The following is a 16,299-nucleotide window of genomic DNA, read 5'->3' as shown; positions in this document are numbered from 1 at the left end:
TACCGGCGCGATGGCTTACTTGGTCTGCTGGATGCGGACCATATTTCCGGCGGGGTCGCGGAAGGCGCAGTCGCGCACGCCGTAGGGCTGATCGGTGGGTTCCTGAACGATCTCGATGTCTCCGGCCTGCAGCTTCTCGAACAGGCCGTCGAGGTCGTCGGTGGCGAGGTTGACCCCCGCGTAGGTGCCCTTGGCCATCATCTCGCTGATGACGCGGCGTTCGTCGTCGGTGAGGCCGGGGTCGGCGGCCGGTGGGTGCAGCACGATGGAGGTGTCGGGCTGGCCGGTGGGGCCCACGGTGATCCAGCGCAGCCCGTTGTAGCCCACATCGTTGCGTACCTCGAAGCCGAGCGTGTCGCGGTAGAAGGCGAGCGCGGCGTCGGGATCGTCCTGCGGCAGGTAGCTCGAGTGAATGGTGAGGTTCATGCCGACCACGCTAATTGTCGGCCGGAGCGGAAGCTTCTCGATTCCTGATCGGTCTGGTCACCTTCTTGACCACGCACGACGGCATGCCCGCGGTCTGTTCGTCCTGCAGCTGTTTGTAGGTGCTGGGCGGCACACCGACGAGTTCGGTGAAGCGGGTACTGAAGGTGCCCAGCGAGGACGAGCCGACCGCGAAACACACCTCGGTGACACTCAGGTCGCCGCGGCGCAGCAGCGCCATGGCCCGTTCGATGCGGCGGGTCATCAGGTAGGAGTACGGCGATTCCCCGTAGGCGAGACGGAATTGCCGGCTGAGGTGCCCGGCCGACATGTGGACGCCGCGGGCGAGCGCTTCGACGTCGAGTGGCTGGGCGTATTCACGGTCGATGCGGTCGCGCACACGACGCAGCAGCGCGAGGTCGCGCAAGTGCTGTGGTTTCGCGGGTGGGCCGGTCACATAGCCGATCGTCCCACGTCGGACGGTGTTGCCGACACGGGCGGGTCGGTGTGTGTGTCGAGGACCCCGGCGAGTTCGGCGCGGAAGTGAGGGCAGGTGCGGAAGTCCTCGGCGTCGCAGTCCAGGACGTGGGTGACGGCGTCGAGGGCGGCGCGCGTGCGGGCGATCTGGTCGGCGAGGCGGTCGCGATGGGCTTCGAGTACTTCTCGGCGGGTGCGCCGATCGGGGGAACGGATGAACAGGATGGCGAGATCGTCGAGGGACAAGCCTGCCTTCTTGCCCAGGACGATCATCGCGATCGTGTCGATGTCGGTGCTGCGGTAGTGGCGGCGTCCGGCCGAGTCACGGGCTGGAGTGAGCAGTCCGCGGTCTTCCCAGTGGCGCAGCACGTGGGTCGCGAGCCCGAACTGTGCCGCCACCGCACCGATCGTGGTGTGTTCCTCGGCCATCCGCCGAGCCTATGCGGTGACGCGGTAGCAGGTGATCACGGCGACGGGATGCCAAGGCAGACGGACTGTTTCGGTGTCGACCGAGCCGAATTCGGTGCTGAGTGCGCGCCGGATCTCGCGGGTTCGGGTGAAGCGGAAGTCGAAGATCGCGGCGCCGCCGCCGGGGCGGAGCACTCGACGCAGTTCGGTGACGGCGGCGGGCAGGTCCGGCCATTCGTGCATGCTCAGGCTCGACACGGCGAAGTCGATGCTGTCGTGCGGGTGGGGCAGCTCGGCGACGTCGGCGACGGCCAAATCGATCGGCTGTCCAGCGAGGGTACGCCGGGCGATCTCGATCATGTGCGGGGACAGGTCGATGCCGTGCAGGCGCAGGTCGGGGCGACGAGTTGCCACGTGGGACAACAGCTTTCCCGGACCGGTGCCGAGGTCGAGGACCGTGGCCGAATCGGTGGTGTGGGCGTCGATGTCGGTGGCGATCCGCCGGTACAGGCCGGTGAGGAGCCGGGTGGCGCGCCGGTCGTAGCCGAGGCTCTGTTCGTATCCGAAAGTGGTCATGAGACCACCGTGGTTGTTCAGGTCGACCTGAAGTCAAGCTCGTCGGTCGGGCGCACGGCCGCGGTGCGACCGGGGGCCTGCTGGAATTGCCAGTACAGGTTCGTGTGGGCGATGACGTCTTCGGGTTTCGGTGCGCCCCACCGGGTCTTGTCACCGGTGGTGTGGGCGTCGGCGACGAGGGTGACGTCGTAACCGCGCACGAACGCGCCGTGGATGGTCGAGCGGACGCAGGCGTCGGATTCCGCGCCCGTGACAACCAGGTGGCCGGCGCCCACCGCCGCGAGCAGTCCCTCGAGCTCGGTGTCTTCGAAGGAGTCGCCGTAGTGCTTGTGCACCAGCGGTTCGGTGTCGGTGCGGGTGAGTTCGGGAACGTAGTGCCAGGGATCGCTGTGTTCGACCAAATCCTCGGAGGAGTGCTGGATCCAGATGATCGGGACATCGGCGATGCGAGCCCGGTCGACAAGGGCGTTGATGTTCGCGACGACCTCGTCGCGGCGGGGTGCTTCGTCGACGACGCCGTTCTGCACGTCGACGACGAGCAGTGCGGTGTTCGGGCGGTCGGGCAGCGTGGTCATGGCGATTCCTCTGCGGCGGTCAGAGCGGGCGAAGGACGACGACGCCCGGGACGGTCTGGAGATACTCGGTCAAGGGGGTGTCGACGACCTGGTTGTTCGCCGCGAGCGAGGAGGCGTTGCGGAAGACCGGGCCGGTGGGGGTCGCGACGATGATGCCGACGTGGGTCACGTCGAGACCGGTGTCGGGGGTGTAAGCGCCGAGGAAGTCGCCGGTGCGAAGGGCGGCCAGGACTGTCCCGTCGACGGCGGCTGCGGGAATGTGGGTGACGGCACGGTCGACCACGGCAACGCCGGGCAGGTAGGTGCTGCCGTCCGCTTTCGCGTTGAGGTGCTTGGTGGTGGTCACCGCGGCGGGGCTCAGGCTCGCGGTGATGTCGGTGGCGGCGAGCCGTTCGCGGGTGGCCCAGTCGGTGAAGAAGTGCTTGCGCTGGGCGAATTCGACGCGACCGTCGATGTAGCGAGTGGCGACCAGGTTGGTGAAGAACTCGTCGCGGGTGCTGGAGCGGGAGGCGGCATCGATGTAGTCGAGGTAGGTGAAGCAGTCGACCCGGCGCAGATCCGCGACGAGCTGTTCGGGCTCGGTGGCCGAACCGATCAGCATGTTCGCGCCGTACGGGGTGCCGAGCAGCCGCGCGGAGAGTCGTTCGAGGAGTTCGCCACGGCCCAGACCGCCCGATTCGGCGCGCACGGTGAGGAGTTCGTCGATCTTGCGTGCGGAAGCGTCATCGACCGACGGTGCGGCCGAGGCCGGTGCCAGCGCGCACACGAGCGCGGCGAGCACGAGCATGATCCGGACGATGATGCGCAAGACGCCTCCAGCTGGCCACGGGTCGATCGGTGCGAGCGCTGTCCACCGTAGCCGAGGCAGCGGACAAGATCGGTGACTCTGGTTCCCTGTGCCGCGATGATGGAAGAGTGTGCCGTTCTGCCATCGGCGATGCCGATTGTTCGCGAATGGTCTCGTATCGACCGGGCGATGGGTTGTTCGCGTACCGTTGTCGCAGGTAGTCCGTGTTCGCGGCGAGTTCGCGATGGGGTTGCTCCCCCGGGTGTCGTGGATGTGGTTCGTGCAGACGTCGACCGTTGGCCCGTCCGGGCGGAAGGGATGCCGAAATGCGTGCGTTGACAGTGGTTCCCATGCAGAAGCAATCGTTGCGGGTGGAGGATGTGCCCGACCCGGTCGTCGGTCCCGGCGAACTGCTCGTCGACGGGATCTCGCTGGGCATCTGCGGCACCGACCGCGATATCGCGCAGGGCAACTACGGCTGGCTGCCACCGGGCAAGTCACAGATGGTGCTCGGGCACGAATCTCTGGGCCGGGTGAAGACCGCGCCCGCGGGCAGCGCATTCGCCCCCGGCGACCTCGTCGTCGGGATCGTGCGCAGGCCGGATCCGGTGCCGTGCGGGGCGTGCGCGCGCGGCCAATGGGACATGTGCCGCAACGGGATGTACGTCGAGCGCGGGATCAAGGAGATCGACGGGTACGGGTCGACATCCTGGGTGGTGCGCGAGGACTTCGCGGTGCGACTCGATCCGGCCCTGGAGAAGGTCGGGGTACTGCTGGAACCGACGACCGTGGTCGCCAAGGCCTGGGATCAGATCGAGAAGATCAACAACCGCGCCTGGTTCGATCCGCGCACCGTCCTGGTCACCGGCGCCGGGCCGATCGGTCTGCTGGCGGCACTGCTCGGGCAGCAACGCGGCCTGGACGTGCACGTCCTCGACCGGACCAGCGGCGGGACGAAAGAAGAGCTGGTCCAAGCGTTGGGCGGCACGTTCCACACGGGGACGGCGGCCGCCGCCGCGAAAGAGATCAGCCCCGACATCGTGATCGAGGCGACCGGTGCGCCCGCGGTGGCGTTGCAGGCGATGGAGATCGACAACCCCGGCGTGATCGTCTGCCTGACCGGGGTGTCGACCCCCGGTGTCGACACCGATGTCGATGTCGGCGGTTTGAACCGCAACATCGTGCTCGACAACGCGGTGGTGTTCGGTTCGGTGAACGCGAACCGCCACCACTACGAACAGGGCGCCGAGGCGCTGGCCAAAGCGGACGAGTCGTGGCTCGAACGCCTCATCACCCGGCGGCTGCCGCTGGAGAGGGCGCTCGAGGCGTTCGACCCGGGCGGGTCCGATATCAAGGTCGTCATCGACCTGGCCTGATTCGCCGAAACGCGGGGCCGCGGTGGTCAGTCGGCCGCCGCGGACTCGGTCGTGGGGACCGCGCAGCCGTCAGGTCCGCAGCTGTCGCCGTCGGCGATGAGCTGGGGAGCAGGTCGATCGTTCCAGGCGGTGTTCAGTGCCCGGGTGAACGTTTCGGGGGGCTGGGCGCCGGAGACCGCGTACTTGCCGTCGAAGACGAAGAACGGGACGCCGGTGGCACCGAGGGCGGCGGCCTCGGCTTCGTCGCGGCGGACCGCGTCGGCGTAGGCGTCGGGGTCGGCCAGCAGCGCACGCACCGAGTTCTCGTCCAGGCCCGCGCGCACAGCCAAGGCCACGAGGCGTTCGGTGTCGCCGAAGACGGGCTCGGGTTCGGCGAAATTGCCTGCGTAGAGAGCATCGAGCATGGCTTCCTGCTTGCCCTGGTCGAGGGCGTAGTGCAGGAGCCGGTGCATATCGAAGCTGTTGCCCGAGTCGCGGCCTGCGGTTCGGTAGGGCAGACCCATCGCCGCGGCCTGGGCGCCGATGCCGCGTTCGTTGGCGGCGGCCTGGTCGACGGTGATGCCGTATTTCTCGGCGATCGCCGGGATGACCGGGCGCGTGGAACCGGCGGGCAGCGTTGGATCGAGCTCGAAGGACCGGTGCACCACCTCGACGTCGTCCCGGTGCGCGAAGCCGGCCAGCGCTTCTTCGAAGCGGGCTTTACCCAGGTAGCAGAACGGGCAATTGATGTCGGTCCAGATCTCTACTCTGGTGGACAAGCGGGCCTCCTGCGGCGCATCGAGGGGTGCGGCGGTGGTCCGCCGGACAGTTCTGGACAGGCGTTCGAATTCGGGGAATGTAACGCCGGCAACGAGGCCGCTATTCCCTGGCGCGTCCGGGCACGACGGGACGAGCACGAGGGGTATCGATGGGGTTCGAGCAGCGGAGGGGGTGGGTGCAGGTGCCCGAAGGATTGGTGGTGCCGCGCGCGCTGGGTGGATTGTGGGCGGTGCGCCACGCGCAGAGTGAGGCCAATGTGTGGTTCTCCGACCCGGCGACCGAGCAGCGGCCGATGCAGGGCACCGATTCCGGGGTGGAACTGACCGCACACGGGCAGTGGCAGGCGCACTGTCTCGGCGATTGGCTGGCCGGGTTGGCGGGCACGCAGCGACCCACGCTGGTGGTCTGCTCCCCCTACCTGCGCACCAGAGTCACCTGGGCGGTGATGGCCGAGGCCGCCGCCACCCGCAACCGGCACCTGCACCCGATCCGCACCCTGGTCGACGAACGGTTGCGCGACCGGGAGATGGGGGTGTTCGAACTGCACCCGTATCGGGCGATCCGGCGACGCGCACCCGAGGAGGGACTGCGTCGTGAACTGGTCGGCAACTGGGTGTATCGGCCGCCGGGCGGGGAGTCGCTGGCCGATGTGGCGTTGCGGGTGCGCAGTTTCCTCGACGAGCTCGATGTGGTGGCCGCGGGCGAGCAGGTGCTGGTGGTGACCCACGACGCGGTGGTGGTGTCGTTGCGCTACATCCTCGACGGACTCGGTGCGCCGGTACCGGATTCGCTCGAGCCGGTGCCCAACGCGTCGGTGTCGCAGTGGCGGCGTGAGGGCCCACGACTGGCATTGCGCGTGTGGGGCTCGGTCGACCACCTCGCGAAGGACGCGGAAACGGGATAGGGGTCGGCGCGACAGACCGATGTCGTCCGCAACTGTTTTCGTGGTGGTCGGTACCGGCGCGGCTGTCGTGGGCGGCGTCGACGGACTGATGGGTCCGTGGGTGGGAGAATGCGCGAGTGGATGTCGCGATCGGTCTGGTTGTCCTCATCGGCTCGGCGACCGCGCTGGCGGCGCTGGCGCGGCGATTCGGGGTGTCGGAACCTCTGGTGCTGACGTTGGCCGGGGTGGCCGCGTCGTATCTGCCGATGGTGCCGCAGGTGCACCTCGAGCCGGAGGTGGTGCTGCTGGGGTTGCTGCCGCCGCTGCTCTACACCGCCGCGCTGCGCACCTCGCTGGTCGATTTCAAGGACAACCTGCGCACCATCGCGTCGCTGTCGGTCGGTCTGGTGCTGTTCAGCACGTTCGCGGTGGCGCTGGTGGTGTGGTGGTTGCTGCCGGTGCCGTTCGCGGCAGCGGTCGCGTTGGGTGCGGTGGTCGCTCCCCCGGACGCGGTGGCAGCGACCGCGGTGGCCCGACGCACGGGGATGCCGCGCAGCATCGTGACGGTGCTCGAGGACGAGTCGCTGTTCAACGACGCGACCGCGCTGGTGGCGTTGCGTTCGGCGATCGCGGCGATGGCCGGTGCGGTGACCGCGTGGCAGATCGGCGGCGATTTCCTGCTCGCGGCCGTCGGTGGTGGTGTCATCGGGGCCGTGGTGGCGGCGGCATTGGCGATGTTGCGCCGGCGGATCACCGACCCGGTGCTCGATACCTCGGTGTCGCTGCTGGCCCCGTTCGTGGCGTATCTGCCCGCCGAGCACTTCCATGCCTCGGGCGTGATCGCGGTCGTGACGTGCGGAATGATCCTGGGCCACGGCGCGCAACGGTGGCAGGGCGCGGCCTCGCGGGTCGCCGAGACCACCAATTGGCGCACCATCCAGTTCATTCTGGAGAGCGCGGTGTTCTTGATCATCGGGTTGCAGGTGCGCTGGATCGTCGACGCCGCCTGGCACAGCGGGTTGGATCACGCCACGCTGGTCGTCGCGGCGGTGGGCGTACTGGCCGCGGTGATGCTGGCGCGCCCGGTGTGGGTGTTCACGCCCGTGCTGGTGGCCAGGCTGTTCGGGCGCGCGACCGAACCGTTGAGTCATGCGGCGGTGGTGTCGTGGGCGGGCATGCGCGGGGTGGTGACTTTGGCGGCGGTGTTGTTGCTGCCCGAATCGACACCGCAGTTGCCGGTGCTGGAACTGCTCGCCCTGGTGGTGGTCGGCGGCACGCTGCTGGTGCAGGGCAGTTCGCTGCCGTGGCTGGTGCGGTTGCTGCGGTTGCGCGGCCCCAGTCGCGAGGAAGACGCACTGGCCAAAGCTGATCTGCTGCAACAGGCTTCGACCGCCGGTCTGGCCGAACTCGACCGCAGCATCGGACCCGACACTCCCGAACCGGTGATCGAATCGCTGCGACAGCGACTGATCTGGCGCTCCAACGCCGCCTGGGAACGGTTGGGCCGCCCGGAGGCCGAACTGGTGACACCGACCGCGGAGTACCGGCGGCTACGGCTGGCGATGCTGGCCGCCGAACGCGATGCGGTGCTGGAGGTTCGCGACGCGGGGGCGGTGGATTACGAAGTCCTCCAACATGTGCTGGCCCGGCTCGACCTCGAGGAGTCGATGATCGACCGTTTCGACGAGAGCGATGACGATCGCCGCGCCGAACCGCTGTCCACTGCCGCCGGTGCGGTGGGGTGCGCCCATCTGGACGCCGCGCCGCTACTGGCGGAGCCGCCCGCCGGCGAGCTGGTGTGTCAGACGTGTCTGGACGAGGGTCTGCGCTGGGTGCATCTGCGAATGTGCACCGCCTGCGGGAACATCGGCTGCTGCGAGTCCTCGATCGGCGACCACGCGAGCGCGCATTTCCGGGACTCGGCGCATCCGGTGATGCGCAGTGTGGAGCCTGGGGAGGCTTGGCGATGGTGCTACGTGGACCAACTGCTCGGCTAGCTCACCGACGAGGTCTCACCGACGTGGTCGTCAGCCGCGGTGGGAGTAGATCAGACGCGCGTATTCGGCGAGCAGGTGGTCGAGTTCGGTGGATTCGCCCGCGGCGGCGAGCTGTTGGTAGCCGATGATCATCGCCATGCCGAATTCGGTGACGACGGTGGCGGTGGCCGTGTCGTCGACGACACCGTCGATGACACGGTGCACGGTGCGCCGACGCGACTCGTCGACCCGCTTGACGGTGACGTGTACCGATTCGTCGTTGGCCGCCCAGGCTCGCAGCGCGGCTTCGGCGCCGTGTTCGAGTCCGCTGGCGAGCACCGACATCGCCCGTACGTCGGCGTCGGCGTCACCGTGGCCGACGTCGAGCGCGCGTAGCTCGACCATCTGACGGTTCTCCCAGTGTTCGAGCAGGGTGTCGACGAAGCCCTGCCAGGAGCCGAAGTGGTGATAGAACGAGCCGCTGGTGACGCCGAGGCGACGGCACAGCACCCCGATGTTGAGACCTTTGAAACCGAACTCTGCGAGCACCGCCACCGCGGTGTCGAAGTACTGCTCCTTGGTGACCACTCGGGACATCGCGATGCCGTTCTGTTCGTGCGGGCAGGGCCGAAGAATCCGAACAGTACCCCATCGTATCGAGCCCTCGCGCGTACATAACGTTGTCTACGCTGTGCTCCAACGGGCCGACCGAACAACGAAATACCAAGTGGCGGAACGAAATACGTGCACAAAGGCCCAAAAGCCCATCCGAATGGAATAGCAGAGCGGACGCTCTGTAAACTTTTGTTCATGCCGAGACCGCGTACCCACGACCCGGAGACCGTGCTGGACGCCGCCGAGAAGCTGGCAGCCGGCGCCGGACCCGCCGCTGTCACGGTGCGCGCGGTCGCCGCCGCAACCGGAGTATCCAATGGCGCGCTCTATCACACATTTCAGTCCCGCCAGGTTGTCCTGGCGCGCACGTGGTTACGCGCCGCGCACCGATTCCTCGCCCTCCAGTCGGCCGATATCGACCGCGCCGTCGCCGCGCCCGACCCCGAGACCCGCATCGACGCGGTCCTCGACGCCGCCGAGGCACCGGCGCGACTGGCCGAAAACCATCCCGACTCCGCGCGTCTGCTGCTGATCGTCGACCGCGCCGAACTGCTCGCCGGCGACATCGCGCCCGCACTGGCACAGGAGATCGCCGACACCGAGAAGGCTCTCGTCGCCGCGCTCAACCGGCTCGCGCGCGCCCTGTGGGGTCGCGCCGACCGGCGCGGCGTCGCCACCGCCACCACCTGCCTGGTAGACCTGCCCACCGCGTTGCTGCTGCGCCGCGACCGGCTCACCGACCCCCTGGCCCGCGCTCAGCTGCGTGCTGCCGTGCGTGCCGTCCTCGACCTCGGTCCCCACTGAAAAGGAAACAGTTCCATGCCCACACTGCGCCACCACGATTCGATCGCCGTGCTCGACCTCGGTGACGGCGAGAACCGCTTCTCCCCCGACTTCCTCGACGAGATGAACACCCACCTCGACGCGGTCGTCGCCGAGGGCGCGTCCGCGCTGGTGACCACCGCGACCGGCAAGATCTACTCCAACGGTCTCGACCTGGACTGGCTCTCGGCCAACGGTGACCGAGCCGCCGAATACGTCGCGGCGGTGCACACCCTGTTCGCCCGGGTCCTCACCCTGCCCATGCCGACGGTCGCCGCGATCGGCGGACACGCCTTCGGTGCGGGTGCGATGGTGGCGATGGCGCACGACTACCGGGTGATGCGCGCCGACCGTGGTTACTTCTGTTTCCCCGAGGCCGACATCCGCATCCCGTTCACCAACGGCATGGCCGCGCTCATCCAGGCCAAGACGACCCCCAAGACCGCCGTGGCCAGCATGACCACGGCCCGCCGCTTCGGCGGCCCCGACGCGCTGGCATTGGACCTCGTCGATGCCACCGCCGCGGAAAGCGAAGTCCTCGACACCGCACTGGCTTTGGTGGCGCCGCTGGGCGGCAAGGACCAGACCACGATGACAGCGATCAAATCCGTGATGTTCGCCGAAGTCCTCGACGCGCTGCGCAACCGGGACTGAACGGATCAGGGCAGCCGGGGGCCCTTGCCCAGGTAGATGTCGCCACGGTCATCGCCTGCCCAACCGCCCCCGGTGTAGTCGCCCAGCACGAAACACGCGTCGCAGAACTGCTTTCCGAACACCGTCAGGTAGATGCTGCGGTAGGAGCTGATGGCCCGCATCTTCACCGACTTGTAGGCCGCCTGCGCCGGTGGTTGCGCTTCCAGGAACGCGTAGCGTCGAAAGTCGGCGACCGGTTCGGTGGAGAAGCGGACCAGTCCGAGGCGACTGAGGTTGCCCAGGTAGTGGTGGTCGCGGTCGGGTAGGGCGCACCCGGCCATGGCGGCGATCATGTTGATGCCGTCGGCCAGCCGTTGCGAGCCGATCCCGAACGGCGCCTTGGTGCGGATGTCGATCGCGGGCTGCGGCCCGGCGACGGCCAAAAAGCGCAGGATCCGGGCTTCGTCGGGTGTCAGGTCGTGCAGGATCGGCACGAACGAGGGGTGCAGCTCACGCGGTTGCTGCGCGGAGTCCCAGCCCTCGGTGATCATCGCGTCGCCCATCGCCTTGAGATCCTCGGCGTCGACCTTGGTCTCGACCGGGCCGTAGACGCCGGTGGCGGTGCTGGTCAGACCGAGCGCGCTCAACGCCGCCCGACGAAACAGATCCACGCGCTCGTCGAAGATCTGCGATATCGGTTCGCCGGAACGGAGGTCGTCGACGAGATCGGTGGCGGTGTGCACGGCGCCCTTGGTCACCGCGCCGACGATGTGGCGCAACGACAATCCCGCGATCCGCGCCAAACCGAGCAGATCGGTCGGGATCCGGGGTTCGCGATCAGGGTTGGGCTCCATTGCTCACGCTCCGAAGATCAGCAGGTGCAGCGCACCGATGAAGGCACCGAGCACGCCACCGTGCAGATACAGCAGCCAGGCATCCTGTTCGATGGCGGTGTAGAGCATTTCGACGAACTCGTCGGGTGGAAGTTCGCGCAGTTTCTCGGTGGCGAGCCGGTCGACGCTGGCCGCGGTGGTCTGAGAGAACTCCACGTCCTCGACCAACCACGGCTTCATCTCGGTGGCCAGGCTCGCGCCCGCGGTGGCCTGGATGGCGTCGAAATGGCGGGGTCCGATCGCGAGCCGGGTCACCGACCGCAGCGGGCCCAGGATCCGGTCGATCTCGGCCTCGAGGAAATGGGCGATGACCGCACGCGTCTTGTCACCACTGGGCCCGTCGAGCAATTGCTCGGTGACGACATCGAGGGTGACGATCTGATACCCGATCGCATGCCCCAGATCCGCTGCCGCCTGGTACTGCCGTTTCGCGAATTTCGCGACCCCCCATGGATATCGGTAGCGCGGCTGCGGCACGGCGGGCTCGAACACCACCTTGATCGCGATGATGTTGACCAGCACACCCACCGTCGCGCCACCGGCGAGCACCCATGCCCACGCGGGCAGGAAATGCAGGATCTCGTAGAGCCAGCCGGGCAGCGAGATCACCGCGGGGGTGTCACCGTGGGGGGTGCTGTAGTGCAGCAACGACAACCACAGCGCCACGATCACCCCGAACGGGAATCCCAGCACCCCACTGCGGATCATGAACCGCAATTCCGGGGCGCCGAGCCCGTAGATCACGTCCTTGAGCAGTTCGGGCCTGCGCCGCAGGTAGCCCACGACCATCAGCTTCACGTCGAGGAGCTGGTCGATGTTCTCGCCGATGAAATCGAAGGCGCGATCGGTGATCGCGGGCAGCTCGGCCTCGACCCGCGTGTAGATGGCTTCGCGTGCACGCGGCGGCATGTCGGCCCACAGGCGCGGATGCTCGGTGACCATGATCGAGTCGACCATCGAGCGCACGTTCGGCATCGCCACCAGCGCGACCTGCGCGGAGATCTTGCGCGGATCCATCTGGTCGAAGAAGTCCTTGGCGGTGCCGATCTTGGCGACCGCGTTGTCGACCATCAGGCTCGCCATCTTCTCCGAGCGGGCCGGAATGAAGCCTTGGAAGCCGAGGATGCCGCCGGGGGCGAAGGTCGGCAGGATCTGCACCTTGCGCGGCAGCAGCGGGAAGATCGTTTTCAGGCCCGGCACGTAGAAGCCGGTGAACCGCACCGGCGCGAACAGCATGATCACCCCGGTCCAGTTGGTGATCAGACCGGCCATGGCACTGAAAATCGGGATGGTGATCATGTCGACCCAGAACTTGCTCAGACCGGTCGTCTTCTCCCAGTCCAGCAGGCCGAAGAAACCCGCCGCCTCGATCCCAGCATTCATCCGGCGTCCACTCCGTTGTGTGGCGAACATCGCGCGTACGGTCATCATAGGCGACCGAACTCCCCGGTCCGGGCAAGTTCGGCGGTTACCCGCTAAACCGGAGCAACACCCGATCAAGACCAATCTCGGCACTCTCACCACGCCCGTTCGAACGGCGATCGCCACGAACGTGGTGTCCACCAGCTGATTGGCGGCCGACACCTTACCGAGGCTCCAGCGCGCGACGGCCGGAGACTCAGTGCGTGGTGTTGACCAGCAGCAAGTTGGTGTCGATGTCGTGGGTCACCTTGTTGGCCACCGAGCCCAGAAGACGTGCGGGACCGCTCATTCCACGGTTGCCGATCACGACGAGGTCGTATTTCCAGGCCGAGTTGCAGATTGCCTCCGCCGGGGGGACCCCGGTGAGGATGTCGCGTCCGAACAGTTCCGGGTCCTCGACCGCGATCTGACCTTCGACGTCGATCAGGATGTCGGCACCGTCGTCGTCGGTCTTGGCGGAAGTCACCAGGAACGGGCGCGCGCTCAGGGCCAGGGCGAGCTCGTAGCCGCGACGGACCGCGGTCAGCGAACTCGCCGATCCGTCGGTGGTGAGCCCGATGGTGGTCCAGCGTTTGGGGACCTTGTTGGTGAACACGACATCGGTCTGACTGTGGTGGGAGACGTAATTGGCTGTCGAGCCGAGCAGTCGCGCCTTGGAACTGCCCAGGCTGCCGCCACCGATCACGAGCAACGTGCCGGGTTCGCGTTCGGCGATCTCGAGCAGCAACGCCCCTGCCGTGCCGTCGAGTTCGGTGCGGGCGACCTCGGCCACACCGGCTTCGAGCAGGGCTTCGGCGGCCGCCCGAGTGTTGGCTTCGGCCCAGTCGGCGTCGGTGGCCGACTTGCGCCCCGCGTCCTTCCACACACTCACCGCGGTGACCGCGACACCGAGGCGCACCGCGAACTCCCCCGCCACCGCTACCGCCGTCTGCGCGGCCTCCGAGCCGTTGGTTCCCACGACGATGCGCTGATAGCACCCCATGTGACGCTCTCCGATCGACGGCAGGTCAGCTGCGCTGTGGCCCACAGTATAAGCGCAGCACACTGCGGGCAACCGGCGCGGCCGTGCCCGTCCGCGAGGTTGCGGCCCTCACTTGCGCTGGGGCGCGGAGGGCAGCGACAGGCGTTTGAGGTGCAAAGCGTTGAGAGCGACGATCAGGCTCGACCCCGACATCGCCATCGCGGCGATCTCCGGGCGCATGGTCAGACCCCACGGGGCGAAGACACCGGCCGCGATGGGCAGGGCGATGCCGTTGTAACCGACTGCCCAACCCAGGTTCTGGCGTTCCTTGTGGACGGTGCCGCGGCCGATACGCAGGGCCGTCGACACCGCGTACGGGTCCGAGCGCATGAGCACCACGTCGGCGGTTTGGATGGCCACATCGGTGCCGGCGCCGATGGCGATACCGAGATCGGCGCGGGCCAGGGCGGGCGCGTCGTTCACCCCGTCGCCGACCATCGCGACCTTCTTGCCGGTGCGTTGCAGATCGGCGATCCGGTCGGCCTTGTCCTCGGGTAGGACATCGGCGATCACCGTGTCGATGCCGAGGTCGTGGGCGATGCGTTCGGCGGTGCCCGTGTTGTCACCGGTGAGCATGACCACGCCGACACCGAGGTCGTGCAGTGCCCGCACGGCGTCGGCCGAGGTCGGGCGTGGAGCGTCGGCCAGCGCGATCACCGCGTGCGCGTGACCGTCGACGGCGACCAGGACGGCGGTGTGGCCCGAAGCCGCCAGCTCGTCACGGTGTTTCGCCAACTCGCCCAGCTCGATGTGGTCGGCGTCGAGCAGTCCGCGGTTGCCCACGATCACGTGCTGCCCGTCGACCGTGGCCGTCGCGCCGCGGCCGGCCACATTCTGGAACTCGGTGGCCGAAAGGGTGTCCGCACCATGGGCTTTCGCGTAGTCGACGATGGCCTCCGCGAGGGGATGCTCGGATTCGAGTTCCACCGCCGCGGCCAGTGCCAGCACCCGGTCGGTGTCCACGCCGGGCGCGGTGATCACGTCGGTGACTTCGGGTGCGCCCTTGGTGAGGGTGCCGGTCTTGTCCATCACCACCACGTCGATGCGCGCCGCGTCCTCCAGCGCCGTCGCGTTCTTGAACAGCACACCACGTGTGGCGCCGAGACCGGTACCGACCATGATCGCCGTGGGTGTCGCCAACCCGAGCGCGTCCGGACAGGTCACCACCACCACGGTGATCGCGAACAACAGCGCTGTGCTCAGCGAAGCCCCGACGAGCAACCACACCGCCAGGGTGGTCAGGCTGCCCAGCAGCGCGACCAGGGTGAGCCAGAACGCGGCCCGATCGGCCAGCCGCTGACCCGGAGCTTTCGAATTCTGCGCCTGCTGCACCAATTCGACGATCTGAGCCAGAGCGGTGTCGGACCCGACTTTGGTGGCCCGCACTCGCAGGCTGCCGGTGGTGTTGATGGTCGCGCCGATCACCGCCGAACCCGGCTGTTTGGGCACCGGCATGCTCTCACCGGTCACCATCGACTCGTCGACCTCGCTCGACCCGTCCACCACGATGCCGTCGACGGCGATCTTCGCGCCGGGCCGCACCAGCAGCACCTCACCCACCCGCACGTCGGCGGTCGGCACCCGCACTTCCTGACCGCCGCGCAGCACAACGGCTTTCGGCGGCGACAGATCCAGCAGACTCGTCACCGCGTCCCCGGCACCGCTGCGCGCCCGCATCTCGAACCAGTGACCCAGCAGCACGAACGTCGCCAGCATCGTGGAGGCTTCGTAGAACACCTCACCGCCGCCGGTGAACGTCACATACAGCGAATACAGCCATCCCGTCCCGATACCCACCGAGACCAGCACCATCATGTCGAGGGTGTGGGCCTTCAATGCCGCCCACGCCCCGGTGAAGAAGATCGTCGAGGAGTAGAAGATCACCGGCAAGCTCAGGACGAGCATCCAGAGGTCGGCGCGCATCCCGAACGGGACGGGCAGGTGCAGGCCGAGCATGTGGGTGGCCATCGGCGACCAGAGCATCACCAGGGTGGAGAAGACCAGCGCGACGAGGAACCGGTTCCGCATGTCGCGAGCCATGTCGTCCATCGACATCGACGCGTGCCCGCCGTGTGTGTGCCCACCCCCGTGCTCGGCTCGGGGCTGATCCCGCGTCGGCGCGCGATGACTCGGGGACTCGCCATGCGGTGGCATCGCAGGCGGCGCGTGGCCGACCACGGAATCGGTGGACTGCTCGGGTGCGGTGGCGGATTCGGCACCGTACGTGGTGGGCCGTGTGCGGGTGGTCGGCTCGCTCGCCGGGTCGCAGACGTGGGTCGGGACCGAGCGCCCCGCGCAGTGATAGCCACAGTCGCGGACCCAGGTGCGCAGGTCGGCGACCGATGTTCGGGTGGGGTCGTAGGTGACAGTGGCGGTTTGGGCGACCGGATTGGGGTCGACAGCGATGACGCCTGGCCGGTGGCGCAAACCGTTGGTCAGTATCCCGTGGGAGCTGGCGCGCAGTTGCCCGCCCACGTGCAGGACGGTTGTGGCGGAGGCCGGTTGATCCTGCGGGTCGGGCATCGCCGCTCCTGTCGCCGGTCGTGCACACGACGCGACAGCGCCCCGCGCTTCACTTCTCGGCGACTCTACCGGCAGCGGGTCACAGGTCGGCGCGGGTCAGCGCGGGTCAGCGCGGCATCAGGAAGGCCCT

The 16,299-nt window shown here is 68.0% G+C and carries 17 protein-coding genes; 5 read left to right on the top strand and 12 right to left on the bottom strand.

Features of this window, described 5'->3' with window-relative positions; genetic code table 11:
- Window positions 1-15 precede the first annotated feature (15 nt).
- The 6 genes from ACWF99_RS01895 to ACWF99_RS01870 are packed head-to-tail and all read right to left on the bottom strand — an operon-like array spanning window position 16 to window position 3,267.
- Entirely contained in the window at window positions 16-426 is a 411-nt protein-coding gene (locus ACWF99_RS01895; RefSeq protein WP_378629104.1) for a VOC family protein, read from the bottom strand.
- A gap of 10 nt (window positions 427-436) precedes the next feature.
- Complete coding sequence (locus ACWF99_RS01890; RefSeq protein ID WP_378629103.1) at window positions 437-880, bottom strand: helix-turn-helix transcriptional regulator; 444 nt, start codon at window positions 878-880, stop codon at window positions 437-439.
- On the bottom strand, window positions 877-1,329 hold the full coding sequence (locus ACWF99_RS01885; protein ID WP_378629101.1) for a MerR family transcriptional regulator: 453 nt from the start codon (window positions 1,327-1,329) through the stop codon (window positions 877-879). The genes ACWF99_RS01890 and ACWF99_RS01885 overlap by 4 nt, the downstream gene beginning before the upstream one ends.
- A 9-nt stretch (window positions 1,330-1,338) precedes the next feature.
- Window positions 1,339-1,884, bottom strand: coding sequence for a class I SAM-dependent methyltransferase (locus ACWF99_RS01880; protein WP_452534044.1), 546 nt, complete (start codon window positions 1,882-1,884; stop codon window positions 1,339-1,341).
- Between the two features lie 17 nt (window positions 1,885-1,901).
- Window positions 1,902-2,459 (bottom strand): isochorismatase family protein, encoded by a 558-nt coding sequence (locus tag ACWF99_RS01875; protein ID WP_378652715.1) that lies wholly within the window; start codon window positions 2,457-2,459, stop codon window positions 1,902-1,904.
- A gap of 19 nt (window positions 2,460-2,478) precedes the next feature.
- Window positions 2,479-3,267 carry a DUF1460 domain-containing protein gene (locus ACWF99_RS01870; RefSeq protein WP_452534043.1) on the bottom strand — a complete coding sequence of 263 codons (789 nt, stop codon included), beginning with the start codon at window positions 3,265-3,267 and terminating at the stop codon, window positions 2,479-2,481.
- 329 nt (window positions 3,268-3,596) lie between these two features.
- Between ACWF99_RS01870 and ACWF99_RS01865 the strand changes: the two genes are divergently transcribed.
- Complete coding sequence (locus ACWF99_RS01865; RefSeq protein WP_452534041.1) at window positions 3,597-4,622, top strand: glucose 1-dehydrogenase; 1,026 nt, start codon at window positions 3,597-3,599, stop codon at window positions 4,620-4,622.
- A gap of 26 nt (window positions 4,623-4,648) precedes the next feature.
- On the opposite strand, the gene ACWF99_RS01860 is transcribed toward ACWF99_RS01865, so the two are convergent.
- Window positions 4,649-5,380, bottom strand: coding sequence for a DsbA family oxidoreductase (locus ACWF99_RS01860; RefSeq protein WP_378629096.1), 732 nt, complete (start codon window positions 5,378-5,380; stop codon window positions 4,649-4,651).
- 182 nt (window positions 5,381-5,562) lie between these two features.
- Here ACWF99_RS01860 and ACWF99_RS01855 point away from each other — a divergent pair, with 182 nt between their 5' ends.
- Entirely contained in the window at window positions 5,563-6,285 is a 723-nt protein-coding gene (locus ACWF99_RS01855; protein ID WP_452534039.1) for a histidine phosphatase family protein, read from the top strand.
- Window positions 6,286-6,401: 116 nt separating this feature from the next.
- Window positions 6,402-8,261, top strand: a complete 1,860-nt coding sequence (locus tag ACWF99_RS01850) for a Na+/H+ antiporter (protein ID WP_452534037.1) — start codon at window positions 6,402-6,404, stop codon at window positions 8,259-8,261.
- 30 nt (window positions 8,262-8,291) lie between these two features.
- Here the strand turns inward: ACWF99_RS01850 and ACWF99_RS01845 are convergent, their stop codons facing one another.
- The gene (locus tag ACWF99_RS01845; RefSeq protein WP_378629092.1) at window positions 8,292-8,837 is read right to left on the bottom strand and encodes a TetR/AcrR family transcriptional regulator; all 546 of its coding nucleotides are present in this window, start codon (window positions 8,835-8,837) and stop codon (window positions 8,292-8,294) included.
- Window positions 8,838-9,050: 213 nt separating this feature from the next.
- Between ACWF99_RS01845 and ACWF99_RS01840 the strand changes: the two genes are divergently transcribed.
- Together ACWF99_RS01840 and ACWF99_RS01835 are read left to right on the top strand one after the other, a co-directional pair.
- Complete coding sequence (locus tag ACWF99_RS01840; protein WP_378629091.1) at window positions 9,051-9,659, top strand: TetR family transcriptional regulator; 609 nt, start codon at window positions 9,051-9,053, stop codon at window positions 9,657-9,659.
- 15 nt (window positions 9,660-9,674) lie between these two features.
- The gene (locus ACWF99_RS01835; protein ID WP_378629090.1) at window positions 9,675-10,331 is read left to right on the top strand and encodes an enoyl-CoA hydratase-related protein; all 657 of its coding nucleotides are present in this window, start codon (window positions 9,675-9,677) and stop codon (window positions 10,329-10,331) included.
- Between the two features lie 5 nt (window positions 10,332-10,336).
- Here the strand turns inward: ACWF99_RS01835 and ACWF99_RS01830 are convergent, their stop codons facing one another.
- The 4 genes from ACWF99_RS01830 to ACWF99_RS01815 all read right to left on the bottom strand — a co-directional run bounded on the left by ACWF99_RS01830 (window position 10,337) and on the right by ACWF99_RS01815 (window position 16,169).
- Window positions 10,337-11,164 (bottom strand): Abi-alpha family protein, encoded by an 828-nt coding sequence (locus tag ACWF99_RS01830; RefSeq protein ID WP_378629089.1) that lies wholly within the window; start codon window positions 11,162-11,164, stop codon window positions 10,337-10,339.
- Between the two features lie 3 nt (window positions 11,165-11,167).
- Entirely contained in the window at window positions 11,168-12,586 is a 1,419-nt protein-coding gene (locus tag ACWF99_RS01825) for a hypothetical protein (RefSeq protein ID WP_378629088.1), read from the bottom strand.
- A gap of 235 nt (window positions 12,587-12,821) precedes the next feature.
- Entirely contained in the window at window positions 12,822-13,607 is a 786-nt protein-coding gene (locus tag ACWF99_RS01820) for a universal stress protein (RefSeq protein ID WP_378629087.1), read from the bottom strand.
- A gap of 108 nt (window positions 13,608-13,715) precedes the next feature.
- Window positions 13,716-16,169 carry a heavy metal translocating P-type ATPase gene (locus ACWF99_RS01815; protein ID WP_452534035.1) on the bottom strand — a complete coding sequence of 818 codons (2,454 nt, stop codon included), beginning with the start codon at window positions 16,167-16,169 and terminating at the stop codon, window positions 13,716-13,718.
- Window positions 16,170-16,299: the final 130 nt, after the last annotated feature.

It is taken from the genome of Nocardia sp. NPDC055002 (genome assembly GCF_053608825.1).
Note: the sequence above shows the minus strand (reverse complement) of the source record. Positions and strands in the feature narration are given on the sequence as shown.